The organism is Actinoplanes sp. CA-051413 (assembly GCF_050955795.1).
Lineage (GTDB): Bacteria > Actinomycetota > Actinomycetes > Mycobacteriales > Micromonosporaceae > Actinoplanes.
In genome coordinates this window covers 1,969,259-1,996,166 of record NZ_CP192100.1, presented here as the reverse complement: position 1 = coordinate 1,996,166, position 26,908 = coordinate 1,969,259, and the positions used below count along the sequence as shown (strand labels likewise).

The 26,908-nt window shown below is 72.4% G+C and carries 22 protein-coding genes; 13 read left to right on the top strand and 9 right to left on the bottom strand.

Going from position 1 to position 26,908, the window contains the following annotated elements:
* The first annotated feature begins 18 nt into the window (after nt 1–18).
* On the top strand, nt 19–576 hold the full coding sequence (locus ACQP2Y_RS09525; RefSeq protein WP_433726463.1) for a helix-turn-helix domain-containing protein: 558 nt from the start codon (nt 19–21) through the stop codon (nt 574–576).
* Here the strand turns inward: ACQP2Y_RS09525 and ACQP2Y_RS09520 are convergent.
* The 3 genes from ACQP2Y_RS09520 to ACQP2Y_RS09510 are packed head-to-tail and all read right to left on the bottom strand — an operon-like array spanning nt 573 to nt 3,160.
* On the bottom strand, nt 573–1,526 hold the full coding sequence (locus tag ACQP2Y_RS09520; RefSeq protein ID WP_433726461.1) for an ABC transporter ATP-binding protein: 954 nt from the start codon (nt 1,524–1,526) through the stop codon (nt 573–575). The genes ACQP2Y_RS09525 and ACQP2Y_RS09520 overlap by 4 nt on opposite strands.
* Nucleotides 1,527–1,536: 10 nt before the next feature.
* The gene (locus ACQP2Y_RS09515) at nt 1,537–2,337 is read right to left on the bottom strand and encodes an ABC transporter permease (protein WP_433726459.1); all 801 of its coding nucleotides are present in this window, start codon (nt 2,335–2,337) and stop codon (nt 1,537–1,539) included.
* Nucleotides 2,330–3,160 (bottom strand): ABC transporter permease, encoded by an 831-nt coding sequence (locus ACQP2Y_RS09510; RefSeq protein ID WP_433731855.1) that lies wholly within the window; start codon nt 3,158–3,160, stop codon nt 2,330–2,332. The genes ACQP2Y_RS09515 and ACQP2Y_RS09510 overlap by 8 nt, the downstream gene beginning before the upstream one ends.
* Before the next feature lie 2,357 nt (nt 3,161–5,517).
* Between ACQP2Y_RS09510 and ACQP2Y_RS09505 the strand changes: the two genes are divergently transcribed.
* On the top strand, nt 5,518–8,277 hold the full coding sequence (locus ACQP2Y_RS09505; RefSeq protein ID WP_433726457.1) for a WG repeat-containing protein: 2,760 nt from the start codon (nt 5,518–5,520) through the stop codon (nt 8,275–8,277).
* Between the two features lie 21 nt (nt 8,278–8,298).
* Nucleotides 8,299–9,297 carry an aldo/keto reductase family protein gene (locus ACQP2Y_RS09500; protein WP_360826349.1) on the top strand — a complete coding sequence of 333 codons (999 nt, stop codon included), beginning with the start codon at nt 8,299–8,301 and terminating at the stop codon, nt 9,295–9,297.
* A gap of 43 nt (nt 9,298–9,340) precedes the next feature.
* On the opposite strand, the gene ACQP2Y_RS09495 is transcribed toward ACQP2Y_RS09500, so the two are convergent.
* Both ACQP2Y_RS09495 and ACQP2Y_RS09490 read right to left on the bottom strand, forming a co-directional pair.
* Nucleotides 9,341–10,168, bottom strand: coding sequence for a site-2 protease family protein (locus ACQP2Y_RS09495; RefSeq protein WP_433726455.1), 828 nt, complete (start codon nt 10,166–10,168; stop codon nt 9,341–9,343).
* On the bottom strand, nt 10,165–10,362 hold the full coding sequence (locus ACQP2Y_RS09490) for a hypothetical protein (protein ID WP_023359740.1): 198 nt from the start codon (nt 10,360–10,362) through the stop codon (nt 10,165–10,167). The genes ACQP2Y_RS09495 and ACQP2Y_RS09490 overlap by 4 nt, the downstream gene beginning before the upstream one ends.
* 138 nt (nt 10,363–10,500) lie before the next feature.
* Here ACQP2Y_RS09490 and ACQP2Y_RS09485 point away from each other — a divergent pair, with 138 nt between their 5' ends.
* Both ACQP2Y_RS09485 and cobS read left to right on the top strand, forming a co-directional pair.
* A complete protein-coding gene (locus ACQP2Y_RS09485; RefSeq protein ID WP_433726453.1) occupies nt 10,501–12,663 on the top strand; it encodes a bifunctional adenosylcobinamide kinase/adenosylcobinamide-phosphate guanylyltransferase in 2,163 nt (720 codons plus the stop codon).
* A gap of 61 nt (nt 12,664–12,724) precedes the next feature.
* The gene (gene cobS, locus ACQP2Y_RS09480) at nt 12,725–13,447 is read left to right on the top strand and encodes an adenosylcobinamide-GDP ribazoletransferase (RefSeq protein WP_433726451.1); all 723 of its coding nucleotides are present in this window, start codon (nt 12,725–12,727) and stop codon (nt 13,445–13,447) included.
* Here cobS and ACQP2Y_RS09475 read toward each other — a convergent pair.
* Nucleotides 13,433–13,786 carry an MmcQ/YjbR family DNA-binding protein gene (locus ACQP2Y_RS09475; protein ID WP_433726449.1) on the bottom strand — a complete coding sequence of 118 codons (354 nt, stop codon included), beginning with the start codon at nt 13,784–13,786 and terminating at the stop codon, nt 13,433–13,435. The genes cobS and ACQP2Y_RS09475 overlap by 15 nt on opposite strands.
* Nucleotides 13,783–14,886, bottom strand: a complete 1,104-nt coding sequence (gcvT, locus tag ACQP2Y_RS09470; protein ID WP_433726447.1) for a glycine cleavage system aminomethyltransferase GcvT — start codon at nt 14,884–14,886, stop codon at nt 13,783–13,785. Before gcvT ends, ACQP2Y_RS09475 begins: the two co-directional genes overlap by 4 nt.
* 143 nt (nt 14,887–15,029) lie before the next feature.
* Between gcvT and ACQP2Y_RS09465 the strand changes: the two genes are divergently transcribed.
* On the top strand, nt 15,030–16,580 hold the full coding sequence (locus ACQP2Y_RS09465; RefSeq protein WP_433726445.1) for a leucyl aminopeptidase: 1,551 nt from the start codon (nt 15,030–15,032) through the stop codon (nt 16,578–16,580).
* 20 nt (nt 16,581–16,600) lie between these two features.
* Here the strand turns inward: ACQP2Y_RS09465 and ACQP2Y_RS09460 are convergent, their stop codons facing one another.
* Nucleotides 16,601–16,984, bottom strand: coding sequence for a hypothetical protein (locus tag ACQP2Y_RS09460; RefSeq protein ID WP_433726443.1), 384 nt, complete (start codon nt 16,982–16,984; stop codon nt 16,601–16,603).
* A gap of 103 nt (nt 16,985–17,087) precedes the next feature.
* On the opposite strand from ACQP2Y_RS09460, the gene lpdA reads away from it, so the two are divergent.
* From lpdA to ACQP2Y_RS09430, 6 genes are all read left to right on the top strand, one after another.
* Nucleotides 17,088–18,473, top strand: a complete 1,386-nt coding sequence (lpdA, locus tag ACQP2Y_RS09455; RefSeq protein WP_433726441.1) for a dihydrolipoyl dehydrogenase — start codon at nt 17,088–17,090, stop codon at nt 18,471–18,473.
* A gap of 40 nt (nt 18,474–18,513) precedes the next feature.
* Nucleotides 18,514–20,436 carry a 2-oxoglutarate dehydrogenase, E2 component, dihydrolipoamide succinyltransferase gene (gene sucB, locus ACQP2Y_RS09450; protein WP_433726439.1) on the top strand — a complete coding sequence of 641 codons (1,923 nt, stop codon included), beginning with the start codon at nt 18,514–18,516 and terminating at the stop codon, nt 20,434–20,436.
* Between the two features lie 81 nt (nt 20,437–20,517).
* Nucleotides 20,518–21,441, top strand: a complete 924-nt coding sequence (locus ACQP2Y_RS09445; protein WP_433726437.1) for a TIGR01777 family oxidoreductase — start codon at nt 20,518–20,520, stop codon at nt 21,439–21,441.
* Nucleotides 21,442–21,467: 26 nt separating this feature from the next.
* Nucleotides 21,468–23,330, top strand: a complete 1,863-nt coding sequence (locus tag ACQP2Y_RS09440; protein ID WP_433726435.1) for a DUF2079 domain-containing protein — start codon at nt 21,468–21,470, stop codon at nt 23,328–23,330.
* Nucleotides 23,331–23,348: 18 nt separating this feature from the next.
* Nucleotides 23,349–23,978 carry a lipoyl(octanoyl) transferase LipB gene (gene lipB, locus ACQP2Y_RS09435; RefSeq protein ID WP_360820457.1) on the top strand — a complete coding sequence of 210 codons (630 nt, stop codon included), beginning with the start codon at nt 23,349–23,351 and terminating at the stop codon, nt 23,976–23,978.
* Nucleotides 23,975–24,139, top strand: a complete 165-nt coding sequence (locus ACQP2Y_RS09430) for a peptide ABC transporter substrate-binding protein (RefSeq protein ID WP_433726433.1) — start codon at nt 23,975–23,977, stop codon at nt 24,137–24,139. Before lipB ends, ACQP2Y_RS09430 begins: the two co-directional genes overlap by 4 nt.
* 105 nt (nt 24,140–24,244) lie before the next feature.
* Here ACQP2Y_RS09430 and aspS read toward each other — a convergent pair whose 3' ends face one another.
* A complete protein-coding gene (gene aspS, locus ACQP2Y_RS09425; protein ID WP_433726431.1) occupies nt 24,245–25,558 on the bottom strand; it encodes an aspartate--tRNA(Asn) ligase in 1,314 nt (437 codons plus the stop codon).
* A gap of 380 nt (nt 25,559–25,938) precedes the next feature.
* Between aspS and lipA the strand changes: the two genes are divergently transcribed.
* Nucleotides 25,939–26,835: a lipoyl synthase gene (gene lipA, locus ACQP2Y_RS09420; RefSeq protein ID WP_360820483.1), complete on the top strand. Its 897-nt coding sequence runs from the start codon at nt 25,939–25,941 to the stop codon at nt 26,833–26,835.
* Nucleotides 26,836–26,908 lie beyond the last annotated feature (73 nt).

The following is a 26,908-nucleotide window of genomic DNA, read 5'->3' as shown; positions in this document are numbered from 1 at the left end:
TCGATCGACGGAGTGAACATGTCGCACCCCGCTCCCCCGCTCGCCACCATCGCCGCGGCCCTGCGCCGGGAGCGCGAGCGGGTCGGCATCTCGCTGGCCGAGCTGGCCCGGCGCGCCGGGCTGGCCAAGTCGACGCTCTCCCAGCTCGAGTCGGGCACCGGCAACCCCAGCGTGGAGACGCTCTGGTCGCTCGGGGTGGCGCTCGGCGTGCCGTTCAGCCGGCTGGTCGAGCCGCCCTCCCCGCAGATCCGGGTGGTACGGGCCGGCGAGGGGCCGCGGCTGCAGTCCGACCACGCCGACTTCTTCGCGACCCTGCTCGCCGCCGGCAGCGCCCACGCACGGCGTGACATCTACGTCATGGAGCTGGAGCCGGGCGGCTCCCGGCAGGCCGACGCGCACCTGCCCGGCAGCATCGAGCATCTGGTCGTCGCGGCGGGCCGGCTACGGGTCGGGCCGGAACGGGAGGAGCTCGACCTCGGCCCCGGCGACTACGTGACCTTTCCGGGCGACATCCCGCACAGCTACCAGGCCCTGGAGCCCGGGACGTGGGCGGTGCTGGTGATGGAACACCGCTAAGAGGCGTACAGGCGGGCGACCACGTCCTCGATGTCCGGCTCGACCAGGGACATGTCCCGCAGCGACGACAGCGCCGCCAGCCGGGCCACCACCGGTCCCGCCTCGTCCGAGAGCAGGTCGAACGAGGCGCGGTGCCGGTCCGCCTCGACAGAGACGAGCGTGGCCCCGTCGACCGTGAAGCCGGGCGGCAGCGGTGCGTCGAGGTCCACGACCAGGCGGCGGCGGGACCCGTACCGGTTGTGCAGGGCCTCGATCGTGCCGTCGTGCACCACCCGGCCGTGGTCGATCACCACCAGCCGCCGGCAGAGCCGCTCGATGTCGGCCAGGTCGTGCGTGGTCAGCACCAGGGTGACGTCGCCGGTGGCCCCCAGCTCGGCCAGGAACGAGCGCACCGCCTGCTTGCTCACCACGTCCAGGCCGATCGTCGGCTCGTCGAGGAACAGCACCTCGGGCCCGTGCAGCAGCGCCGCGGTGAGCTCCCCGCGCATGCGCTGGCCGAGCGACAGCTGCCGTACCGGGGTGTCCAGGAAGCCGTCGAGATCCAGCAGGCCGATGCAGCGCCGCAGCCGGGCGGCGTGCTCCGGCGCCGGCACCCGGTAGATGTGGCGCAGCAGGCTGAACGACTCGCGCAGCGGCAGATCCCACCACAGCTGCGAACGCTGCCCGAAGACCACCCCGATGCGCAGCGCCAGCCGGGTGCGCTGCGGCACCGGCGTCAGCCCGCACACCGACACGGTGCCGGCCGACGGGGTCAGCACACCGGTCAGCATCTTCAGCGTCGTGGACTTGCCGGCGCCGTTCGGGCCGATGTAGCCGACCATCTCGCCGCGCTCGATCCGCAGGTCGATGCCGTCGACCGCGGCCACCGTGCGTTTCGTGCGGCGCAGGCGGCCGGCGCGGACCCGTACCGTGAAGTCCTTGCGCAGGCCGTCCATCCGGATGACGGTCACGATCTCCCCCTCATGATCCGGTGCTGCGGTAGTGCCGGATGCCGGACCGCCAGACCAGCGCGGCGATGCCCGCCGCAAGCAGCGCGACCAGCGATGACACGTAACCCGTCCAGCCCGGCAGACCGAGCGGGTCGGTGCGGCCCAGCAGCGCCAGCGCCGGCTGGTAGGCCACAAACCCGAAACCCAGGCCGTACGCGAAGACGGCCCGGAACCAGCCCGCATAGACCGGCACCGGGTACGAGGTGAAGTCCCGCCCGCCGTAGGTGAACGCGTTGCCGAGCTGCCCCGAGTCCACCCACCAGAACGCCAGGCTGGCGCTGAGCACGAAGATCGCGCCGAAGAACACCGCCCCGGCCACCGGCACCAGCAACGCCAGCGTCACCCGGGCCGGCGTCCAGTCGATGTCGTTGAGCCGCAGGGCCACCACCAGCACCACGACGGCCAGCGCCACCCGCAGGGCCTTGCGCAGCGGCAGATCCATGAACACGAGCTGGGACAGGGCGCTCAACGGCCGGAGCAGGACGGTGTCCATCATTCCGGTCCGCACGTACGTGGTGAGCCGGTCGATGTTGCCGACCACGAAGTCCGCCAGATTGAAGGCGCACGAGGACAGGCTGACCATGAGAATCGCCTCGGTGAGCGTGAAACCGGCGATGGTCGGGGTGGCGCGGAAGATCACCAGGACGGCGATGACGTCGAGGGCCGTACCGCCGATGTTGGTGATCATCTCCACCACGAAGGACGCCCGGTACGCCATCATCGACCGCCACTGCCCACCCAGCAGCGCGGCGTACGCCCGCAGCTCAGCCACCCTGAGCCACCAGCCGACGCTCGGCGCGGCGCTGCACCAGCGCGCACAGCGCGAGCAGGACCGCCGCCCAGCAGGCCTGCAGCACGACCAGGGCAACCTGCACCGGGGTGGGATCCCGCTCGACCAGCACGTCCAGCGGCGTCTGGAGGAAGCCGGGGAACGGCGTGGCCACCCACAGCGTCACGGCCAGCCAGTCGGGCAGGAACCGCAGCGGGAAGTAGAGCCCGGCCAGCACCCCGGCGGCCAGCGTCCACAGCACCAGCGGCCCGCGCGCATCGTGCAGCCAGTACGCGGTCGCGTTGACCAGGAACCGCATGCCCATGCTGCCGACCACCGCGAGCAGCACGGACACCGCGAACAACGGCACGGTGAACAGGCGGCCGGGCAGATACGGATCGAAGAAGATCACGCCGACGACAACCGGCGGCACGAACCGGAAGAGCAACGAGTGCAGGGCCCGGCCCAGGTCCGGGGCCAGATAGCTGAGCACCGGATGAACCGGCCGCAGCAGATCGGCCGTCACGTCACCGCTGCGGATCCGGTCGGCCAGTTCCGTCCACCCCCAGAGCGCGACTACGCTGAGCAACCCCTGTCCCACCCACACGAAAGTGGTCAGCTGCGCGGCGTCATAACCGGCGGGCCGGCCACCGACCGCACCCGCGGCCACGGCGAGCAGCACGTAACAGCGGAGGAACCCGAAGACGGTGTTGGTGAACGCCCCGGCTATCGTCGCCTGCCGGTAGGTGGCGTACCTCCGGAAACCTGACCATGCGAGAGCACCGGAAGTAACGAGAGTGTCCCGGAACGGCCGGTGCGGAGAGATCTGAGGCACCCTGGCGTCGAGCCGGTCCACGCCGTTAATCTCCTTCCACAACCCCCGCAGCGGAGCCGGGCGACTGTACCCGGTGCACCGCCCTGCCACGAGCTATTTCCGACAAGGTGGATAATCGTCGTGACGGAGCGTAACCAGCCATCGGCCGCCCAGAGGGCTGCCCGATGAACGGTTGGAGCTCCCACTCCGGCGCGGACCGCTGGGACGACGAACCCGCCTGGGTGTACGAGATCACCTGGGAATGGGAACCCCTGCCCGGCCAGCGCTACCCGGGCGACCCGGGCCGCCGCCGGGCCGTGCACCACCCCGTCTACGACGCCTCCCGAGCAGCGGAAGCAGCGTCGGCCTGGGACGCCGACTTCCGGGCGATCGCCCAGGCCTCCGGCCCACCGGCGCCGTCGTCCGGCGGCCCGTCGACGGCCCGCCCGGTGTCACCGGCGGCCGGCCGGGCGACGGTCGGCCGTCCACCGCAGCCGCCGCCGTCATGGACCGGGCCGGAGGAACAGCAGGGGTACGCCGCACCGGCGAGCCGGACACCGTACGTGGCGGGAGCGGCGCAGCCGCCGCAGCAGGGACCGTCGTGGAACAGGCCCGTACCGTTGCCGGAGCGGCTGCCGGAGCAGGAGCTGCGGCATCAGCGGCCGTCCGCGGGACAGGCTCAGGGGCCTGCGTATCCCGCGGGTCGGCCGGCTGCGGCTCCGGCCCGTCCGGGTTCGCCGGACCCTCGCCAGTCCTCGCCTTCCCCTGATTCTCGGCAGTCGCCGCCTGACTCTCGTCGGGTGGATCCGCGGTATCAGGACTCGCGGCATCAGGGGGGTCAGCAGGCTGCGGACAACCGGTTCGCTGCGGACACCCGGTTCCCGGACGGGCGGTCTTACGACTCGCGGTCGGCCGGTGCGCGAGCCGAGCCTGAGCAGCGGCCGGTGGAGCAGCGTCGTCCCGCCGCCCCGCAGGACGGTCGGCAGGGCCGTCCGGCGCAACGTTCCGGACCCGAGGCGCGGCCGAACGGGGATGCTTACGTTCCGTACCGGATCGGTCCGGCCTCGCAGTCGCCGTCGCGGCCCGCCGCCCAGGAACCGGCCGCCCGCCCAGGGGACAACCAGATCTACGGCCAGCCGGCGCGGCCCGTGAGTCATGACACGCCGCCTTATCAGGGGCCGGTTGCTACTACGCCGGTGGCGCCTTATCCGGCTCCGCGGCCGGTGGCGCCTGATCCGACCTGGGCTTCGCCGGTTGATCCGCGGCCTGCTACGCCGTTGGGGCCTCGCGCTGAGCAGGGTGAATCGCGGTCGGTGGCGCCTCGGTCGGCGCCGCCTGCGGGTCGGCGTGCGGCTCACAGTGCCGAGCCGCCGACTGATCCGCGCTTCCCGGCGCCGATGCGGGCTGTGCCGCCGCCGGAGGCTCAGCAGCCGAGGTCGGTGCCGCCGGTGGCTCGGCCGGCTGCCTACGCGCCGCCGCCTGCCACGCCGACATCTGCCGCGCCTGCCGCCTATGCGGCGCCGCCTGTGCACTCCGCGCCGCGTGTGCACTCAGCGCCGCCTGCTCAGTCCGTGCCGCCTGCTCAGTCCGCGCCGTCGGCGGTGCCGGGGCCTTCCGTGCCTGCTGCCTTCGCGACGCCGCCTGGGCATTCGGTGCCGCCGGTGCGCTCCGGGCCGCCCGCGCAGTCCACGCCGTCGGCGATGCCGGGACCTTCCGTGCCCGCAGGGCTCGCAACATCGCCCGCGCACCCCGCATCCCCGGCGCCGCCCGTCCACTCGGCGCCGCCCGCGCATTCCGCGCCGCCCGTGAGCTCGGCGCCACCTGCGCAGTCCGCGCCGCCCGTGCACTCCGCGCAGTCCACGCCGCCCGCGCAGTCCACGCCGCCGGTTCAGGATGGGCGAACTGAGCAGCAAGGCCGGTCGGCGCCGGAAGCTTGGGCGCGTGCCGCCTACGCTGCGCCGCCCGTGGAGGCGACTCCAGCCGCTGGGCAGCAGCAGGCGCCGCCCGCTGTCCGGCCCACGTCCGCGCAGCCCGCGCACTATCGTCCGGCTCCGCCGACCCAGCCATACCAGCCTCAGCCACGGCACGGCCCGCCGCCTCCGCCGGCGCCGGTGTCCACCCCGCCGGTCGACGAGCGGCAGGCGCTGCGGCCTCCTTATGGCGTTCCCGCTCGGCCCGCGGAGGCACCGCAGCAGTCGGCGCCTGTTGATTCCACCGGTTCGCGGCCGACGGTTCAGCCTGCTGTGGGCGGTTCTGCCGCGGTCGATCCGGAAGTCACCCGGCCGATCCCGCCCTTCGTGGCGGCTGCACCGGCGCAAGACGCAGCTGCGGAGACGGCGACAAGCCGAGAAGACACCGCAGTCACGCCAGTGTCGGCTGAGCCCAGCCCGGTTGCCGAAGCCGAAGCCGGCGCGGAAGAGCCGCACGGTCTGGGCTGGCTGCTGTCGATGAGCGGCCTCGGCGCGGTCACCCCGGAACCGGAACCTGCCGCCCCGGATCCGACCGATCTCATCATCGAAACTCCAGACATCGCCGACGACGAGACCAGCGGCGCGACGATCGACGACAGTCCGGCCGACGCTGCCCTCGCGACCACCGCCCCGATCAGCGGTGGTCCCGTCAGTGGCGCGCCGGTCAGTTCGCTGCCGACCAGCGGGGCCGCCGTCAAGCAGGACTGGTTCTCGCCCACCACCGAGACCCGCATGGTCAGGCCGAAGTCCGCGGAGGTCGCCCCGGAGGACGAGGCGCCGGCGGAGAAGCAGCCGTCCGCCGACACGGCAGCGACCGACGTTGCAACGCCTGTCACGGCGGCGCCCGACACGGCGGATGCCGATGTCACCGATCTCGAGTCCACCGGCCCCGACCTGTCGGAGGCGGCCGAGGTCGAGGTCGACGATCCGCAGCCGGAGCAGGAACACCTCACCGAAGACCCAGCCTTCGCCAGCGACGAACCCAACGCGGCAGTCCCGGCCGCCGCCGAACCGGAACCGGCCGCCGCCGAACCAGTCGACGCCGAGCCGACCATCGTCGAACCGGCCGACGCGGAGCCCGTCGCCGTCGAACCGGTCGCCGTCGAACCGGCCGACGCGGAGCCCGTCGTCGTGCAACCCGGGGTCTCCGAACCGGTCGACGTGGAGTGGACCGACATCGAGCCGGCCGACCCCCAGCCCGAAGCCGCGGAGCAGGCAGACTCCCAGCCGGCCGACCCGGAACTGGCCAACCCAGAGCCAGTCGACCCAGAGCCGGTCGACGCGGAACTGGTTGACGAAGAACCAACCAGTCCAGAAATCGTCGACGCGGAACTGGCCGACCCGGAATTGATCGACACGGACATCGTCGACGCGGAGCTGGTCGACGCAGAGGTCGTCGAGGCGGAGCTCGTCGACGCGCAGCCGATCGATGCCGAACCGGCCGACGCCCAACCGGTGCAGAACGAGCCGATCGACGCCGAGCTGATCGACACGGAACTGGTCGACGCCGAGGTGGTCGACGCGGAGCTGGTCGAGACCGCCCCGAGCGACGCCGACCCGATCCAGACCGACCAGGCGGATACCCCACCGGTTGAAGGAGAAGCGGATCAGGCTGAGCAAGTCGCTGCGGGCCCGCCCGACGCCGAGACGGTGGATGCCGAGCTGGTCGAACCCGAGCCGGCGAAAACGGACCCAGTCAACGCAACGTCCGCAGAAAACGCCGAACCGCAACCAGCCGAACCGCAACCAGCCGAACCCGAGCACGCACAAGCCGAACCCCTCCGGAGGCAGCCCGCTCCCCCGCGTACCGGAATGCCCAGCGCGCCGCCCGATCCCGAGCCCGAGCGTCGCCGCGCCGACCCGGAGCAGATCCTGGCCGCGTACCCCTGGAAGGTTGATCCGGTCACCCTGCGGGAGACCGTCGATGACCCGGAGCCGCTCCTGGCCGTGCGGGATCGGCTCACCGACCGCTTGGAGTACGCCGAGCGTGACATCGTCCGCGCCGGCCTGCTCGGTCTGCGGGCCGTCACGTCGCGGGTGCTCGGTGATCTCGGCTGGGCCCTCGCCGATGCGCGGGAGGCTCTCCGGCATGCCGAGGCCACCGGTGAGCTGCGGCTGATCGCGCTCGCGCAGGCCCGGCTCGCCCAAGTGCAGCAGTGGCAGGGGGATTTCGCCGAGGCCGACCGGTTGTTCGAGGAGGCCAGTTCCGTCGAGCTGCCCGACCGGCTCCGGGCCGAGTTGCACGTCCAGGCGGGTAAGTCCGGTTACGAGCAGGGCCGGTTCCTCGAGGCCTGCAACCATTTCGAGGCCGCGCTGGAGCTGCGGCGGGTCGAGGATCCCGAGCTGGTCGCTCGGACCGAGGCCGCGCTCGACGCGGTCATGGACCGGGTCCGGGAGGCTGGGTGGGGGCCTTATCCTCGCTCCCGCGAGGAGATTCTGCAGCGGAGTGAGCCGCCGCATCCGGCTCTGGACTACGACTCCGGGTGGCAGGGGTACGCCGACAGCAACGGCGAAGTCGTCATCCCCGAGCGTTACGCCGAGGCCCAGCCGTTCCACGAGGGCGTGGCCTGGGTACGCCGTCCCGGCACCGCCGCCTGGGAGCTGATCGACGAGACCGGCGCCCTGGTCATCGACCCGTCCAGCGGTTATGTGCAGGTCAGCCGGTTCGCCGACGGGCTGGCCTGGGTTTCGCGGGATCCGGCCGGCGGCTGGTTCGCCGTCGACTGGCACAACCGGGTCATCGTGCCCGGCGGGTTCGAGGATGTGCGGCCGTTCCGGCACGGGCTGGCCGTGGTGCGGCGCGGCGGGTGGGGTGCCGTCGACCAGCACGGGCGGATCGTTGTCCAGCTCAAATATCAGCGGTTCGCGACCGAGTTGACCGCCGGCGGGCCCGTCGAGGGTTTCACCGGCGACGGGCTGGCCGTGATCGACGCCGGGGACCGGCTCGGGGTGGTCGACCGGACCGGGCAGTTGCGGGTCGCTCCGGTGCACGCCCGGCTGCTCATCCACCCGATGGCGTTCATCGTCGGGGACCGGGACGGGCGCTGGGGTGCGCTGGACCGCGACGGCGATCCGGTGCTCGAGGTGACCCGGGACCGGCCCGCGGATGTGGTGGACGAGATAGAGCGGCTGCTCTCCGGTACCCGGCCGGTTCTGTAAGGGGCCGGTAGGGTCCCAGGCATGGAGTTCCGTCACCTCGGCCGTTCCGGCCTACTCATCAGCGAGATCGCGTACGGCAACTGGATCACCCACGGCTCCCAGGTCGAGGAGGAGGCCGCCGCCGCGTGCGTGCGGGCCGCCCTCGACGTGGGCATCACCACGTTCGACACCGCCGACGTGTACGCCGGCACCCGCGCGGAGGAGGTGCTGGGCCGCGCGCTCAAGGGTGAGCGCCGCGAGGGCCTGGAGATCTTCACCAAGGTCTACTGGCCGACCGGCCCTGGCCCGAACGACCGCAGCCTGTCCCGCAAGCACATCATGGAGTCGATCAACGGCTCGCTGCGCCGCCTCCAGGTGGACTACGTCGACCTGTACCAGGCGCACCGCTACGACTACACGACGCCGCTCGAGGAGACGATGCAGGCGTTCGCCGACATCGTGCACTCCGGCAAGGCCCTCTACATCGGGGTGTCGGAGTGGACCGCGACGGAGATCCGCGCCGGCTGGGAGCTGGCCCAGGATCTGAAGATCCAGCTGGTGTCGAACCAGCCGCAGTATTCCGCGCTGTGGCGGGTCATCGAGGCCGAGGTGGTGCCCACCTCGATCGAGCTCGGCATCGGCCAGGTGGTCTTCTCACCGATCGCGCAGGGCGTGCTGACCGGCAAGTACGAGCCGGGCAAGCAGCCGCCGGCGGGCTCGCGGGCCACCGACGACAAGTCCGGCGCCGAGTTCATCTCGCGCTGGATGAGCGACGAGGTGCTGACCGCGGTGCAGCAGCTCAAGCCGCTCGCCGAGCAGGCCGGCCTGTCGCTGGCGCAGCTCGCGGTGGCCTGGGTGCTGCAGAACGACAACGTTTCCGCGGCGATCATCGGCGCGTCCCGGCCGGAGCAGGTCTACGACAACGCCAAGGCGTCGGGCGTGAAGCTCGACAGCGACCTGATGAAGGCGATCGACGACGTGCTCTCGCCGGTCACCGAGCGGGACCCGGCCAAGACGGTCAGCCCCGCGAAGCGTCCCTGATCCGCGTCGCCCGGCGTCCCCGTGCGGGGGCGCCGGGCGAGCCTCAGAGCGACTGCCAGAAACGCATGTAGGCGAGGCCGATCTCGCCCATGCTGTCCGGCACCCCGATGAGCCCGGCGAGCCAGCTCACCAGCGTGAAGAACCAGACGTTGATCTTCGACTGCCAGAGCAGGACAAAGAGCAAGATGAAGCCGTACGGCGCGAAGAGGTTGTACGCGCGCTGGTAGGGCGCGCTGAGCCAGGGCTGGACGATGTTGCCGCCGTCCAGGCCGGGCACCGGCAGCAGGTTCAGCAGGCTCGCCGTGACCTGCAGGAACGCCAGCGCGGCCAGGGCCACCCAGAAGTCACCGTGGCTGCCGCCGATGGTCCAGCCGCCGGAGCCGTCGCTGAGCAGCACGACGTCGTCGCCCGCACCGAACATGAACGGCACGGCCAGGACCAGCGCGAACACCACGTTGGTGGCCGGGCCGGCCGCGCTGATCAGCGACTCCTTGACCTTGCTGCGGATGTGCGCGTGGTCCACCCACACCGCGCCGCCGGGCAGGCCGATGCCGCCGAGCACCACCGCGACCAGCGGCAGCACGATGGACAGCACCGGGTGCGTGTACTTCAACGGGTTCAGCCGCAGGTAGCCCCGGTCGGCGACGCCCCGGTCACCGGCGAAGTACGCGACGATCGCGTGTGCGTACTCGTGCAGGCAGAGCGAGAGCACCCAGCCGGACACGATCAGCAGGAAGACGTCGACCCGGACGTTGCCGTAGCCGGTCCACGCCATCCAGCCGGCCACCGCCGTGACCGCCAGGATCCCGACGAAGACCGGGCTGGGAACGAAGGCGCTCTTCGGGGCGCCGCGCGAGACCTGGTAACTCACTCGGCCGGCAACAGACTCATCTTGTAGTCCACCCGGTCGTCCTCGACCAGGGTGACCTGGGTGACCCCGGCGGCCGCCAGCTCACGCCACGCCTGGCCGATCCACGACTCGGCGTCGGCCTGGCTGCTGAACGTCTCGGTCGGGCCGGCCACCGGCTGTCCGTCGACGCCCTCGTACCGCCAACTCCACGGCATTCCGCCGCCTCCCTCAGGTGTCGATCTGTGGTCCTGTTCCCACCCTACGGTGTGCGCGCCGGTACGCCCGGTACGCCCGGGCCCATCGAAGCCGGGTCGCCCCGCATGATCGCGGCGGACGGCCCTAAAGTACGGGGCATGTCTGCTGACGGGTGGAGTTCGGTCCTGGTGCTCGGTGGGATCCGGTCCGGCAAGTCCGCGTTCGCCGAGGCGCTGGTCGCCGGCGCCGCATCGGTCCGCTATGTCGCCACGGCGGTCGGCGGCGAGGACGACCCCGAGTGGCGCGCCCGGATCGAGACCCACCAGCGCCGCCGCCCGCAGTCCTGGACCACCGAGGAGACCGGCGCGGACCCGTCCCGGCTGGCGGCCCTGCTCACCGAGGCCAAGCCGGACGACACACTGCTCGTGGACGACCTGGGCGGCTGGGTGGCGGCGCTGCTCGACCCGGCCCAGCAGCCCAACGACGACCTGGCGACCGTGACGGCCCTGGCGGAGGCGGTGCGCTCGTGCGCCGCCCGGCTGGTGCTGGTCAGCCCCGAGGTGGGGCTGTCGTTGGTGCCGGCCACGCCGGTCGGCCGGGCGTTCGCGGACGCGTTGGGCACCGCGAACCAGGCGCTGGCCGGGGCCTGTGACCGGGTCGCGTTCGTGGTGGCCGGGCGGCCGACCTGGCTCAAGACCGGGCCGGACGTGCCCGCGATCGTCACCGACCTGCAGGCCGAGAACGCGGAGACCCGCGGGGCGGCGCTGGGCGTCGACGAGGTCGCCATGCACGACGCGATGACGGCGGCGACGCCTCCCGCCGGAACGCCCGTGATTACGCCCGCCGGCGCGCCCGGCACCGCTGCCGCGCCCGGGACGGCCTCCGCCGGTGCTCCCGGAACCGCCCCCGCTGCCGCTACCGCGCCCGGGACGGCCTCCGTCGTTGCTCCCGGCACCACCGCTGCCGACACGCCCAGCGCCGCGCCGGGGACCGCCTCCACCGACACGTCCGGGACCGCCGCTGCCGGCGCGTCCGGGACCGCCCCCGCCAGCCCGTCCGGGACCGCCGCCGCCGCTTCCGGGACCACCGACGCCGGCGCGTCCGGGGTCGGCACCGAGCCGCTGTCGGCCGAGGAGGCCGTCGCGGCGCACCGGGCCCGCACCGCGAACGCCGGTGAAGGCGCCCTGCACGCCCCGACCATGGTGCTGCCGCTGGTCGCCAGCGGCGCGGTCATCGAGGCGGGCATGGACCTGCCGCTGCCGGACAGCGACGCCGGCCCGGACGCCCGCGACCGGCTCGCCGGCGTCGACCTGCCCGGGGCGGGCATCGGCACGCTGCTCGAAGCCGTCGAGTTCGCGGCCGCCACCCAGAGCACCGCGACCCCGCGCGCCTGGGGCCAGGTCCGGGTCCTGCTGATCGACGGCCGGCACGGCGGCGGTGCGGCGGCCGGCGGCGACGAGCAGGACGCCACCCGCCGGGCCGACGAGGCCGAAGCCGGCGAGGGTGCGCTCGCCCGCCTGGCGGCGACCGCGGACGCCGACATCGTGGTGGTCCGCACACCCCCGTCGGGTGCCATGGAGGACGGCCCGGTGATGGACGCCGAGGCGGTCGACGCGGCGCTGCGGCAGGGCTGGGCGCTGGCCGACGCGGCCGGCGAAGCGGGCCGGGAAGCCGTGATCCTGGCCTCCTGCGGGGTGGGCACGGAGGCCGCGGCGACGGCCGTGCTGGCCGCGACCACCGGCGCCGAACCGGTGGCGATCCTGCCGCGGGTGCTGGTGCCCGGCGGCTTCTACGACGACGCGGCCTGGATGGTCCGCTGCGCGGCCGTCCGCGACGCGATGCACCGCATCCGGCAGGAGCCGCGCGGCGCCAAGGACATCCTGGCCCAGCTCGGCGGCGCCGACCTGGCCATCGCGACCGGCGCACTGCTCGGCGCGGCCGCCCGGCGGATGCCGGTGCTGCTGGACGGGCCGCTGGGCATCGCGGCCGGGCTGGTGGCCCGCGACCTGGCCAGCCAGGCCCGGCACTGGTGCCTGCTGCCCGACGCGGGCACCCACGCGCTGGTCCGGCAGGGCGCCGACGTGCTCGGGCTGACCCCGGTCGTGCAGCTCGGCCTGGACCTCGGCGAGGGCGCGAACGCTCTGACAGTGCTGCCGCTGCTGCGCTCGACGATCGCTCTGGCGGGCGCGCTGCCGGTGCACCCGGCCCTGTTGGCGGGACACGGCGACGCCGGCCTGACCGCGGACGAGGACGGGCCGGACGACGACGAGCAGGACTTCGCCGAGCCGGAGCCGCACGGCCCCGGCCCGGCCAGTGCCTGACAAGCCCCGGCCCGCCGAAAACCAGCCGGAAGACGCCGAGCCGCCCAAAGCTCGGCTGCCAGTGGTCGACGGACTGCGTCTGGCGCTGACCACCCTCACGGTCCTGCCCGTCCGCACCGGCCGCATCGACCGCCGCACCGCCGCCGTCGCAATGAGCGCCGCCCCGCTGATCGGCGCCCTGCTCGGAACACTCCTGGCCGCCCTCTTCGTCCTACTGGGCGAGGACCTCCTGGCCGCCACGGTCACCGTGGCCGCGAGCGCGCTGCTCACCCGCGGCCTGCACCTGGACGGCCTGGCCGACACCGCCGACGCCCTCGGCTCCTACCGCCGTGGAGACGCCGCTCTCGCGATCATGAAGAAGTCCGACATCGGCCCGTTCGGCGTCGCGGCCATCGCGCTGACCCTGCTGATCCAGGCCGCCGCCCTGACCGAGCTGACACCGTGGGCGATCGTCGCGGCCTGGGCAGCCGGCCGCCTCGGCGTCACCGTGGCCTGCCGTCGCGGCGTGCCCTCGGCCCGGCCCGACGGGCTGGGCGCGCTGGTCGCTGCGACCGTACCGGTGCCGGTCGTGATCCTGGCCGCGGCCGTCGTCGCGGCCGGGGCCGTCTGGGCGGTGCCGGGCCGTCCGTGGCAGGGTCCGGCTGCCGTCGCCGGCGCGCTGCTGGGGGCGGTCCTGCTGCTGCGCCATGCGGTACGCCGGTTCGGCGGCATCACCGGTGACGTCATCGGCGCGGCCGTCGAGGTGACCACCACGCTGACGCTGATCGGTCTAGCCGTGCGCTGAGTCGTACGCCTTGACGACCTTCTTCGGTGCGGTCCGCCGCCACGCCTCCGTCACGACCTGCCGCAACTCGTCCGAGTCGGCCTCGGCCAGCACCACCGTGACCCAGCCGAAGCGGCCCACGTACGGCGCCGGAGCGTAGATGTGCGGGGCCGCGGCGATCAGCTCGGCCTGGTCCTCCCGGGACGCCTTGACCGAGATGGTGCCGCTCTCGCCGCCGCCCGAGGCGAACATCTTGTCGCCGTACCGCAGGGTGTTGTGGCCCCAGTTCTCGACGAAGACCTCGGCGCACCCGGGCAGGGCCAGGACCCATTCGCGCACCTGGTCGTAGGTGACGCTCACCGCACCGAGGGCTGCACGAACGGCGGCTTCACGATCTTCGCCTCGGTCCGGCGGCCCCGGATGTCGATCTGGACCAGGTCGCCCTCGGCCAGCCCGGCGGCCGTGTCGAGCAGGGCCAGCGCGATGCCGATCTTCTTCGTCGGCGAGAACGTGCCGCTGGTGACCTCGCCCACGAGCGCGTCCCCCGCGTACACCTGCATGTGACCCCGCGGGATGCCGCGGCCGGTCAGTTCCAGGCCGCGCAGCAGCCGGCGGGGTCCTGCTGTCTTCTCGGCGAGCAGCGCGTCGCGGCCCCAGAACGCGGGCTTGGACCAGCCGACCGCCCAGCCGGAGCGGGCCTGCACCGGGGTGATCTCCAGCGACAGCTCCTGGCCGTGCAGGGGGTAGCCCATCTCGGTGCGCAGCGTGTCGCGGGCGCCGAGCCCGCACGGGCGGACGCCCGCCTCGACCAGCGCGTCCCACACGGTGACCGCGTCGTCCCACGGTACGACCAGCTCGTAGCCCTGCTCGCCGGTGTAGCCGGTGCGGCAGACGATCAGGTCGACGCCGTCGATCCGGGCCGGGTTGAACGACATGTACTCGTGGCCGGTCGGCAGGCCCAGCTTGGTGACCGTCTCGGCGGAGTGCGGGCCCTGCACGGCGAGGACCGCGTAGCTGCGGTGCTCGTCGGTGACCGTGATGCCCTCGGGCGCCGCGGCGGCGAGCCGGCGGACCACCTCGGCCGTGTTCGCCGCGTTCGGGATCAGGAAGACCTCGTCCGGGCCGATCAGGTACGCGATCAGGTCGTCCACCACGCCGCCGGTGGCGTCGTCGCAGCACAGGGTGTATTGCGCCTTGCCCGGCGCGATGCGGCCCAGGTCGTTGCTGAGGCAGGAGTTGACGAAGTCCGCCGCGCCGGGTCCGGTGACCCGGGCCTTGCCCAGGTGCGACACGTCGAACACGCCGACGGCTTCCCGGACGGAGGTGTGCTCGCGCAGGACGCCGCCACCGGCGTACTCCAGCGGCATCTCCCAGCCGCCGAAGGCGGCGAACTTGGCTCCGAGCGCGACGTGGCGCTCGTGCAAAGGCGAACGGAGCAGGGCTGCGGCCTCGGTCGACATGAGTGGCAACTTACCGGTGACCTCGCATGTGGTTAGCATCGGCGGGACACCATCACCGATCGGCGCGACCCGCGCCGGGGTGACCACACCGCCGGGGCGGCCCACGAGGGAGCTCCGGCCCCTCATCGTCGCGGAGCGCCCGAGTGACCCACCCCGCCCCCTCTCTCACCCTGGTCGACAGCGACCCCGCCGAACTGGCCGTCGATGCGATCGTCATCGGGCTGCACAGTCAGCCCGACGAGGGTGGCGCGCTGCTGCCGGCGGCCGGCGCGGAGAGCATCGCCGCCGCGTTCGACGGCAAGCTGACCTCGACCCTGGCCCTGCTGGGCGCCACCGGCGCCCCCGGCGAGGTGACCAAGCTGGCCACGCTGGGCACCATCGCCGCGCCGCTGGTGGTCGCCGTCGGCCTGGGTGACGAGCCGTCCGGCTCCGCGCCCGCCACCGAGACGCTGCGCCGGGGCACGGGTGCCGCGGTGCGCGCGCTCGCCGGCAGTGCGACGGTCGCGCTGGCGCTGCCGGTGCCCGACGACACCGACGCGCCCGGGGTGCTGCGGGCGATCCTCGAGGGTGCGCTGCTCGGGTCGTACCGGTTCGCCGGTTACAAGACCAAGCCGCAGCCGACCCGCCGCGACCCGGTCAAGGCCCTGCAGGTCACCGTGCCGGATGCCGCCGACGCGGCGGCCGCGGCCGAGGTGACCCGGGCCGAGGTGGTCTCGAAGGTCGTCCGGCTGACCCGCGACTGGGTCAACACCGCGCCCAACGAGCTGCGCCCGCCGCAGTTCGCCGACGCCGTGGTCGCCGCGGCCGAGGGCACCGGCCTCGAGGTGGAGGTGCTCGACTTCGACGCCCTCAAGGCCGGTGGCTACGGCGGCATCGTCGCCGTCGGCCAGGGCTCCGAGGCGCCGCCGCGGTTGGTCAAGCTCAGCTACACGCCTGAGGGCGTGACCGACCCGAAGCGGGTCGCGCTGGTCGGCAAGGGCATCACCTTCGACACCGGCGGCATCAGCATCAAGCCGACCGCCGGCATGTGGGAGATGAAGTCGGACATGGCCGGCGCCGCCGCGGTCGGCGCGGCCCTGCTGGCCGTCGCCGCGCTCAAGCCGGCCGTCGCGGTCACCGGCTACCTGGCCATGGCCGAGAACATGCCTTCCGGTACGGCGTACCGGCCGGGCGACGTCATCACCATGTTCAGCGGCAAGCGGGTCGAGGTGCTCAACACCGACGCCGAGGGCCGGATGGTGCTGGCCGACGCGATCGCCCGGGCCTGCGCCGACGGCACCGACTACGTCTTCGAGACCTCGACGCTGACCGGCGGTCAGGTGGTCGCGCTGGGCAAGCGGATCGCCGGTGTGATGGGCTCGCCGGAGACCTGCGAGCGGGTCAAGGCGGCCGGGGACGCCGTCGGGGAGCCGGCCTGGCCGATGCCGCTGCCGGACGACGTGCGCAAGGGCATGGAGTCGGAGATCGCCGACATCAGCCAGGTCAACGCGAGCATGGACCGGGCCGGGCACATGCTGCAGGGCGGTGTCTTCCTGCGCGAGTTCGTCGCCGACGGGGTCGAGTGGGCGCACATCGACATCGCCGGGCCGTCATACCACACGGGCGAGCCGAACGGTTACTGGACCAAGGGCGGCACCGGCGTGCCGGTGCGCACGCTGCTGGCGCTCGTCGACGACGTGGCCGCCAACGGCTGAGCTAAGGGGCGCCGTCCGGTCTAGGAGGCCGGGCGGCGCTTCTGGCGCTCGTTGTAGTCGCGCATCCGCTGCGGATAGCCCATCAGCCGGATGTCGTAGATCGGCATCGCCAGCTGGTGGGCGAAGCGCCGGGCGCCCTCCGGGGAGTCGACGCGCCGGCGGGTCCACTCACCGTCGTGCGCGACCAGCAGCAGCGTGGTCTCGGTCACCGTCGTCCGCGGCTCGATGAAACCCTCCACACCCCGCCGGGACCGGACGAACTCCGCGAGGTGCTCGAAATCGGCACGATCGGCTGTCCGGCCCACCCCGCGGGACGGCTCTTTCCGCCGCCGGAACCACGCCACGCCACGCTCCTCACGTTCGACTGCGGTCAGGGTACGTCCTCGCCCGGTGTCCTTGGGCACCTGACTACATCGATCGTTGCGGGAAGTGACAAGATGGCCAGGACAGCTGTGACCGTTTCCACCATGTGACCCATGGGGAGACGAACGCGATCTGGGAGTAGACGTGAGCCAGCCTGGCGGAACCTTCGACATCGTGATCCTCGGTGCCGGCAGCGGCGGTTACGCCGCCGCCCTGCGCGCGGCCGAGCTGAACCTGTCGGTGGCACTGATCGACAAGGCCGAGCTGGGCGGCACCTGCCTGCACCGCGGCTGCATCCCGACCAAGGCGCTGCTGCACGCGGCCGAGCTGGCCGACCAGACCCGCGAGAGCGAGCAGTTCGGCATCAAGGCCGACCTGGTCGGCATCGACATGGCCGGCGTGAACGCGTACAAGGACGGCGTGGTCGGCCGGCTCTACAAGGGCCTGCAGGGTCTGCTCAAGCAGCCGAACATCACCGTGGTCCAGGGCGCCGGCAAGCTCGTGTCGCAGGACACCGTCGAGGTGGACGGGCAGCGCTACACCGGCCGCAACGTCATCCTCGCCACCGGCTCGTACTCGCGCTCGCTGCCCGGCCTCGAGGTCGACGGCCAGCGGGTGCTGACCAGCGAGCACGCCCTGCGCCTGGACCGCGTGCCGAGTTCCGCGATTGTGCTGGGCGGCGGCGTCATCGGCGTCGAGTTCGCCAGCGTCTGGAAGTCCTTCGGCGCCGACGTGACCATCCTGGAGGCGCTGCCCCGGCTGGTCGCCGCCGAGGACGAGGAGATCTCCAAGGCGGTCGAGCGGGCGTTCCGCAAGCGCAAGATCAACTTCAAGGTCGGCAAGCCGTTCGAGAAGGTCGAGCACACCGAGAACGGCGTCAAGGCGTACCTGGCCGGCGGCGAGACGGTCGAGGCCGAGATCCTGCTGGTCGCGGTCGGCCGCGGCCCGACGACCAAGGACCTGGGGTACGAGCAGCAGGGCATCACGCTCGACCGGGGTTTCGTGATCACCAACGAGCGGCTGCACACCGGCGTCGGCAACATCTACGCGGTCGGCGACATCGTGCCCGGCCTGCAGCTCGCGCACCGCGGCTTCCAGCAGGGCATCTTCGTCGCCGAGGAGATCGCCGGCAGGAACCCGGCGGTCATCGACGAGAACGGCATCCCCCGGGTCACCTACTCCGACCCCGAGATCGCCTCCGTCGGCCTGACCGAGACGCGCGCCAAGGAGCAGTACGGCGCCGACAAGGTCTCGACCTACAACTACAACCTCGGCGGCAACGGCAAGAGCCAGATCCTCAAGACGCAGGGCTTCGTGAAGCTGGTCCGGGTCAACGACGGCCCGGTCGTCGGCGTGCACATGGTCGGCGCACGCATGGGCGAGCTCGTCGGGGAGGCGCAGCTGATCTACAACTGGGAAGCTTTCCCGGAAGAGGTCGCCCAGCTCGTGCACGCCCACCCGACGCAGAACGAGGCGCTCGGCGAGGCGTTCCTCGCACTCGCGGGCAAGCCCCTGCACGCACACAGCTGATTCGACTCGGTCCAACAAAGCGGTTAAGGAGTACTGAGAGATGCCGGTATCGGTCACCATGCCCCGGCTGGGTGAGAGCGTCACCGAGGGCACCGTCACGCGCTGGCTCAAGCAGGAGGGCGAGCGGGTCGAGGCCGACGAGCCGCTGCTCGAGGTCTCCACCGACAAGGTCGACACCGAGATCCCGTCGCCGGCCGCCGGGGTGCTCTCGCGCATCGTCGTCGGCGAGGACGAGACGGCCGACGTCGGCAGCGAGCTCGCGATCATCGCGGGTGACGGTGAGGACGCGGGCTCGTCCGCCCCGGCCCCGGCCGAGGACGCCCAGCAGGCCGAGCCCGAGGCTGAGCCCGAGACCGAGGACGAGCCGGAGCCCGAGCCCGCCGCGCTCGACACCCCCTCGACCGAGAAGCCGGTCGAGGAGGAGGCCCCCGCGCCGCAGACCGCCGCCCCCGCCGGTGGCTCCGAGGGCACGGCCGTCAAGATGCCCGCCCTGGGCGAGAGCGTCACCGAGGGCACGGTCACCCGCTGGCTCAAGCAGGTCGGCGACACCATCGAGGTCGACGAGCCGCTGCTCGAGGTCTCCACCGACAAGGTCGACACGGAGATCCCGTCGCCGGTGGCCGGCACGGTCCTGGAGATCAAGGTCCCCGAGGACGAGACCGCCGACGTCGGCGCCGAGCTGGCCATCATCGGCACCCCGGGCGACGCACCCGCCGCGGCCCCGGCACCGTCCGCGCCGGCACCACAGCAGACCGAAGCGCCCAAGGCCGAAGCGCCCAAGGCTGAGGCTCCCAAGGCGGAGGCCCCCAAGGCTGAGGCTCCGAAGGCCGAGGCCCCGAAGCCCGCACCGCAGCAGCAGTCCGCGCCGCTGGTCGAGTCGAAGCCCGCCCCGGAGCAGGTCGGCGAGTCCTACGCCGACCCGTCGCCCGAGGTCGAGGCCGGCCAGCCCGCGCCGCCCGCGCCCGCGCAGTCCAGCGCCCCGGCCGCCGAGACGGTCAAGGCCAACGGGGCCGGCGACGCCGGTTACGTGACCCCGCTGGTCCGCAAGCTCGCCGCCGAGAAGGGGGTCGACCTGTCGTCGATCACCGGCACCGGCGTCGGCGGCCGGATCCGCAAGCAGGACGTCATCGAGGCGGCCGACAAAGCTGCGGCCGCGAAGGCCGAGGCCGCCAAGCCGAAGCCCGCGGCTGCACCCGCCGCGGCTCCGGCCGCCGCGAAGCCCGCGCCGAGCCCGCTGCGCGGCCGCACCGAGAAGCTGACCCGCACCCGCGCGACGATCGCCCGCCGCATGGTCGAGTCGCTGCAGATCTCGGCGCAGCTCACCACGGTCGTCGAGGTCGACGTCACCAAGATCGCCAACCTGCGGAACAAGGCGAAGGCCGACTTCCTGGCCAAGAACGGCGCGAAGCTCACCTTCCTGCCGTTCCTGGCGCTGGCCGCGGTCGAGGCGCTGCGTCAGCACCCGGTGGTCAACTCGTCCATCGACCAGGAGGCCGGCACGGTCACCTACCACGACGGCGAGCACCTCGGCATCGCGGTGGACACCCCGAAGGGCCTGATCGTCCCGGTGATCCGCGACGCCGGCGACCTCAACCTGGCCGGCCTGGCCAAGCGGATCGCCGACGTGGCCGAGCGCACCCGCAACAACAAGATCAGCCCGGACGAGCTCTCCGGCGGCACCTTCACGCTGACCAACACGGGCAGCCGCGGTGCGCTCTTCGACACGCCGATCATCAACCAGCCGCAGGTCGGCATCCTCGGCACCGGCGCGGTCGTCAAGCGCGCCGTGGTCGTCGACGACCCGAACCTCGGTGAGCTGATCGTGCCGCGCTCGATGATCTACCTGGCGCTCAGCTACGACCACCGGATCGTGGACGGCGCGGACGCCGCCCGCTTCCTGGTGACGATGAAGGAGCGCCTCGAGGCCGGTCAGTTCGAGGGCGACCTGGGGCTCAGCGCCTGACGCGGGACAGAACATGAGGAAGGGGCGCTTCGGCGCCCCTTCTTTGTTTTGAGCGGGTTCAACTTCGGGAATGATGGAGATATGCGGATTCTCCTGGCCGGCGCGTCCGGTTTCCTCGGCACCCGGCTCGCCGAGCGGCTGCGCGCCGCCGGTCACGACATCACCCGGCTCGTCCGGCACCCCGCCCAGGCCGCCGACGAGGCCACCTGGAAGCCGTCCTCCGGCCAGCTCGACCAGGCCGTGGTCGCGAGCGCCGACGCGGTGATCAACCTGGCCGGCGCCGGCGTCGGCGACAAGCGCTGGAACGCCCGGTACAAGAGCCTGATCCGCAGCAGCCGGGTGGACACGGCCGGCACGATCGCCCACGCGATCAAGAACCTGCCGGCCGCCGACCGCCCCCGCGTGCTGCTCCAGTCGTCCGCCGTCGGCTGGTACGGCGACACCGGCGACCGCCCGGTCACCGAGGAGGCCCCGGCGGGCACCGGTTTCCTGGCCGACGTGTGCCGGGTCTGGGAGGCCGCGGCCCGTCCCGCCGAGGACGCCGGCACCCGGGTGGCCCTGCTGCGCACCGGGCTCCCACTGGATGAGAACGGCGGACTGCTGAAGCCACAGATGTTGCCGTTCCGGATGGGCGCCGGCGCCAAGCTCGGCGGCGGCAAGCAGTGGGTCCCCTGGATCGGTCTGGCCGACTGGCTCGGCGCCGTCGGCTTCCTGCTGGAGCGCGACGATCTGGCCGGCCCGGTCAACCTGGTCGGCCCGGAGCCGGTCACCAACGCCACGTTTACCCAGGTCCTCGCCAAGGTGCTGCACCGGCCCGCGGTGCTGCAGGTGCCGGGGATCGCCCTGCAGGTCGCCCTGGGCGAGTTCGCCCACGAGGCGCTGCGCAGTCAGCGGGTGCTGCCGGGGGTGCTGCAGAAGGCCGGCTTCACCTTCACCCAGCCGACCCTGGAGACGGCGCTGCGGGCGGCAGTGGATCAGCAATCGAGTACGGCGGGCCGGCCGTAGCGCCGAAGCTTGCTAACCTGCGCCTGGTGTCCGTCGTCGCCGCAGCCCCGTCCGAGTCCGCCGATCCGCCGGTCGAGTCCCCGACCCGCCGAGGCGGCCGTTCCTGGCGCCCGCATCTGATCGTCGCCGTGGTCGCGCTGGCGCTCGCCGTCTGGGTGACCAACGGGCTGTGGCGGGACCCGGCCGGGCACGTCCTCGCCAAGAACGCGGGTGACCAGGCGTTCTTCGAGTGGTTGCTGGGCTACGGCGTCTACATCCTGGGCCACGGCGCCGATCCGTTCTTCACCGACCTGATGAACACCCCGGTCGGGGTGAACCTGGCCGCCAACACCTCCATCACCGTCTACATCGTGCTGTTCTCGCCGCTGACCATCCTGGCCGGTCCCGAGATCAGCTTCACGACGATCCTCACCCTGAACCTCGCCGCCGCCGCCTTCACCTGGTATCTGTTCCTGCGCCGCTATCTGGTGCACCGGGCAGCCGCCGCGGCCCTCGGCGGATTGTTCTGCGGCTTCGCGCCCGGCTTCATCTCGCACGCCAACGGCCACCTCAACTGGACCGCCGGCTGGATCCCGCCGCTGGTGCTGTGGTGGGTGCTCAAGCTGCCCGAGCCGCGCCGCTGGCTGCGCCACGGCCTGATCCTCGGCGTACTGGTGGCGATCGGCTTCTCCATCGCTGCCGAGGGCTTGTTCTTCACCGCGCTCGCCACCGGGGTGTTCCTGGTGACGCGGTCGCTGATGCCGCACTGCCGGGCCGCGGCCCGCGCCGCGCTGCCGACCGTGCTCGCCGGGCTGGGCGTGACGGCCGTCGTCGCCGGGATCCTGCTGGCGTACCCGCTCTACATGCACTTCGCCGGGCCGCAGACCTTCAAGGGCACCGGTTTCAACCAGGCCCACTACGCCGAGGACATCGGGGCGTACCTGGGCTACCCGACCCGCTCGCTGGCCGGCTGGCTGGGGCTCGGCAGTGACCTGGCACCGAACCCGACCGAGGAGACGTCGTTCTTCGGCCTGCCGCTGATGGTGCTGGCCGTGGCGTGCCTGGTGACGCTGCGGCGGCACGCGCGTCCCGGCCGGTTCGAGACCCTCATCGGGCTCTATGCGGTGGGTGCCGTCTTCCTGCTGCTGTCCCTGGGGCCACAGCTCAAGTTCTTCAAGGACCCCACCGAGATCAAGCTGCCGTACGCGGCCCTGATCGACCTGCCGCTCTTCGACTCCGCCCTGCCCGGCCGCTTCGCCCTGGTGGTGGCCTGCGTGATCGGCGTCCTGCTGGCGCTGACCGCGGACCGCCTGCTGACCGAGCCGATGCCGTCGGTACGCGAGCACACCCAGTGGGCGGCCGCCTTCGCCGTCGCGCTCGTGCCGCTGTTCCCGATGCCGGTGCTGACCGGCGACCGCGCACCCGAGCCCGCGTTCATCGCCGACGGACTCTGGAAGCAGTACGTGAGCGACGGCGGGGTGCTGACCGCGCTGCCGTTCGCGACCACCGACACCGCGGACGGGCAGCGCTGGCAGGCGTACACGATGGCCCGCGGCGGCAAGCAGTTCCGGATGCCGGACGGCTATTTCCTCGGCCCCGGCGGCCCGGAGGGCGTCGGGCAGATCGGCGCCAGCCCCCGGCAGACCGACTGGAAGTTCCTGCGCGCCGCCCTGTACGGCGAGATCGTCCCGATCGGCGACTACGACCGCGAGCAGACCCGCAGCGACCTGGCCTACTGGAAGGTCGAGGCAGTGTTCCTGGCGCCGCAGGTGACGGGCTCGCAGGGACCGGTGTTCCGGGCCGCGCTGGAGATGACGGCCATCGACCTGCTCGGTGAGCCGGAACGCGTCGGCGGCGTCCTGCTGTGGCGCATCCGGCCGGGCATCGACCCGGTGGCCCGCGGAAACTGACGGACTAGGCTTGGCCGCGTGACGACTTCTACGTTGCAGGTGCTGCGTCCCGGGCTGGTCGACTACCGCGAGGCCTGGGAGACCCAGCGCCGACTGCACGACGCCGTGGTGGCCGGCACCCAGCCGGACACCATCCTGCTGCTCGAGCACCCCAGCGTCTTCACCGCCGGCAAGCGCACCGAGCCGATGGACCGCCCGATGGACGGCACCCCGGTGGTCGACGTCGACCGCGGCGGCAAGATCACCTGGCACGGCCCGGGCCAGCTCGTCGGCTACCCGATCGTCAAGCTGGCCGACCCGATCGACGTGGTGGCCTACGTCCGCCGCGTCGAGCAGCTGCTCATCGACGTGTGCGCCGAGTTCGGCGTCACCACCGACCGGGTCGAGGGCCGCAGCGGCGCCTGGGTCCGCGCCGACGACCGCGGCCCCGACCGCAAGATCGCGGCGATCGGCATCCGGGTGGCCCGCGGCGTCACCCAGCACGGCTTCGCCATCAACGGCGACTGCGACCTGAGCAACTTCGACCGCTTCGTGCCGTGCGGCATCCGCGACGCGGGCGTGACGTCGCTGAGCGCGGAGCTGGGCCGACCGGTGACGGTCGACGACCTGCTGCCGGTCGTCGAACGCCACCTGCCGACGCTGCTGTGAGCCTCTACCGCGACCCGCGCGACAAGCGGGTCTTCGTGCCGAAACCGGGCGGCGGGGTGGTGCTGAACTTCGGCCACCCGATCGCCTGGTGGATCCTGGTCTGCACCACGATCATCCCGCTGATCATCGTGACCGGCATGACGATCGCCGTCTTCATCTGACCGCCCGCCGACCCGGTCCCGGCGCTGCCCGCCGACCTGCTCCTGGCGCTGCCCGCCGCCGGGATCACGGGACGGCCGGCGCCGCCCGCCGCCCGGCCGCGGCGATCACGGCGTGACCCGGTGCAGGTCGCGGGGAAAGGCCGTGACCTCCCGGACGTTCGCCGCGCCGGTCAGCCGGGCCACGAAACGTTCCAGGCCGATCGCGAAGCCGCCGTGCGGTGGCATCCCGTACCGGAAAGCGTCGAGATAGCCCCGATAAGCCTCCGCCGACTCCCCTCGCGCGGCCAGCGCGGCCTCGTAGTCGGCGTAGCGGTGCAGCCGCTGGCCGCCGGTGACCAGCTCGAGCCCGCGAAACAGCAGATCGAAGCTGTTCGACCAGACAGGGTCGGACGGCTGCGGATGGGTGTAGAACGGTCGCTTGCGCATCGGATAGCCGGTCACGAAGACGAACTCCGACCCGTGCTCGCGCAGCGCCCACTCCCCCAGCGCCCGCTCGTGCGCCGGGGCCAGGTCCGGCTCGTCCGCCGGCGCACCCGCGATCCGCAATGCCTCGGCGAAGTGCAGCGCCGGGATCTCCGCCGGCACCTTCGGCACGGCGGTCCCGGTCCGCTCGGCCACCGTGGCGGTCATCGTCGCCACCACCTCGGTGAGCACGGCCATCACGTCGCGGTGGTCGGCGATGAAGCCCAGCTCCGCGTCCAGCGACGTGTACTGGGCCAGGTGCCGGGCCGTGTCGTGCGGCTCGGCCCGGAACACCGGCCCGACCTCGTAGACCCGCTCGAACACCCCGACCATCAGCTGCTTGTAGAACTGCGGCGACTGGGCCAGGTAGGCGGGCCGGCCGAAGTAGTCGAGCGCGAACACGTTCGCCCCGGACTCCCCGTCCGACCGCCCCGCCACCACCCCTGACCGGACTGAAGACTCACTGGTCGACGCCACGATCTTCGGGGTGTGGATCTCGACGAAGCGCCGCTGCTCCAGCGCGGCCCGGAAGCCCGCGGTCGCGGCGGCCGCGATCCGCAGAGCACCGGCCCGGCCCGGGTGCCGCAAGGACAGAGCAGCATGGTCGAGCTGGGTGGGCAGGGTCGCGGTCAATGCGGGCCGGTGCAGATCAAAAGGCAACGGTACGGACACAGCGTTCAGGATCCGCAGCAGAGCGGGAGCGGTGAGCTCGACCCCCGCCGGCGCGGCCGGGTTCGCGGTGACCGTGCCGGTCAGCTCGATCACGGACTCCTCGCCCAGCGTCTCGATCACGGCCCGGACCTCGGGCTCGGTGACGACGACCTGGGTGAGCCCGGCGGCGTCCCGGACTATCAGGAACGCCACGGACTTGAGCAGCCGGCGGCGGTGGACCCAGCCGGCGACCGTGACGGTCTCGCCGGTGTGCCGGGCCAGTTCGGTGGAGAGGATGCGTTGCACGGCTTTTACCTCCTCGGTGACTGCAACGCGGCCCCAGGGAGGTGTGGGCGAGCGGGATCCTCGCGGTGCCACCACACCTTCACGCCTTGCTCAGGCGCCTCTTGTCGTGCGCGGCTCGGGAGTGTCTTCACGCCCCGGCACCGGGCCACCTTCACAGCTGGTGGTGGCTCTCTCGGCCGGCGGGATCGGGGCGCTACTCGGTTCCGTCATCACCGTGGACGGGACCTTAACAGCGCCCGCACGACCGGCAAACCGGGTTTCCCCGGCAGGCGTGAGAGCACTCACAGAAACTGCTGTGTGAGCCTCACCGCCCCCGCAACGGTTGATCTTGCTTTCGGCGTAACCTCAGCCTTGTGACTATTGCTCCCGAGGGCCGCCGCATGCTGCGCATCGAGGCGCGCAACGCCGAAACTCCCATCGAGCGCAAGCCGCCGTGGATCAAAGTCAAAGCCAAGATGGGCCCGGAATACACGCACATGCGTGGCCTGGTGCAAAAAGAGGGTCTGCACACGGTCTGCCAGGAGGCCGGCTGCCCCAACATCTACGAATGTTGGGAAGACCGCGAGGCGACCTTCCTCATCGGCGGTGACCAGTGCACCCGCCGCTGCGACTTCTGCCAGATCGACACCGGCAAGCCGGCCGAGTTCGACGCCGACGAGCCCCGCCGCGTGGGCGAGTCCGTCGCCACCATGGGCCTGAAATACGCGACGGTCACCGGCGTGGCCCGCGACGACCTCCCCGACGGCGGCGCCTGGCTCTATGCGGAGACCGTCCGCCAGATCCACAAGCTCCAGCCCGGCTGCGGCGTCGAGCTGCTGATCCCCGACTTCAACGCGGAGCCCGACCAGCTCGCCGAGGTCTTCGGCGCGACGCCCGAGGTCCTCGCGCACAACGTCGAGACGGTTCCCCGCATCTTCAAGCGCATCCGCCCCGGCTTCCGCTACGAGCGCTCCCTCGACGTGATCACCCAGGCCCGCGCGGCCGGCCTGGTCACCAAGAGCAACCTGATCCTGGGCATGGGCGAGGAACGCGCCGAGGTCTCCCAGGCCCTGCGCGACCTGCACGCGGCCGGCTGCGAGCTGATCACCATCACGCAGTATCTGCGGCCCACCCCCCGCCACCACCCGGTGGAGCGCTGGGTGAAGCCGGAGGAGTTCGTCGAGCTGAACGCGGAGGCCGAGGAGATCGGCTTCGCGGGCGTCATGAGCGGCCCCCTGGTCCGCTCGTCCTACCGCGCCGGCCGGCTCTACCAGCAGGCCCTCGCCGCCCGCGGCTGAGCCACCCCCGCCGCTTTTGCAGCGGATTCGCGGCCTCGATGCGTCTCTCCTGGTGAGGCGCGTCGAGGAGGTC

What these genes read in the sequence shown, in the direction of transcription:
- ACQP2Y_RS09525 (WP_433726463.1), top strand. Translation starts at nt 19, where the DNA reads ATGTCGCACCCCGCTCCCCCGCTCGCCACCATCGCCGCGGCCCTGCGC.
- ACQP2Y_RS09500 (WP_360826349.1), top strand. Translation starts at nt 8,299, where the DNA reads ATGGAGTTCCGTCACCTCGGCCGTTCCGGCCTACTCATCAGCGAGATC.
- ACQP2Y_RS09490 (WP_023359740.1), bottom strand. Translation starts at nt 10,362, where the DNA reads ATGCCGTGGAGTTGGCGGTACGAGGGCGTCGACGGACAGCCGGTGGCC.
- ACQP2Y_RS09485 (WP_433726453.1), top strand. Translation starts at nt 10,501, where the DNA reads ATGTCTGCTGACGGGTGGAGTTCGGTCCTGGTGCTCGGTGGGATCCGG.
- gcvT (WP_433726447.1), bottom strand. Translation starts at nt 14,886, where the DNA reads ATGTCGACCGAGGCCGCAGCCCTGCTCCGTTCGCCTTTGCACGAGCGC.
- sucB (WP_433726439.1), top strand. Translation starts at nt 18,514, where the DNA reads ATGCCGGTATCGGTCACCATGCCCCGGCTGGGTGAGAGCGTCACCGAG.
- ACQP2Y_RS09445 (WP_433726437.1), top strand. Translation starts at nt 20,518, where the DNA reads ATGCGGATTCTCCTGGCCGGCGCGTCCGGTTTCCTCGGCACCCGGCTC.
- lipA (WP_360820483.1), top strand. Translation starts at nt 25,939, where the DNA reads ATGCTGCGCATCGAGGCGCGCAACGCCGAAACTCCCATCGAGCGCAAG.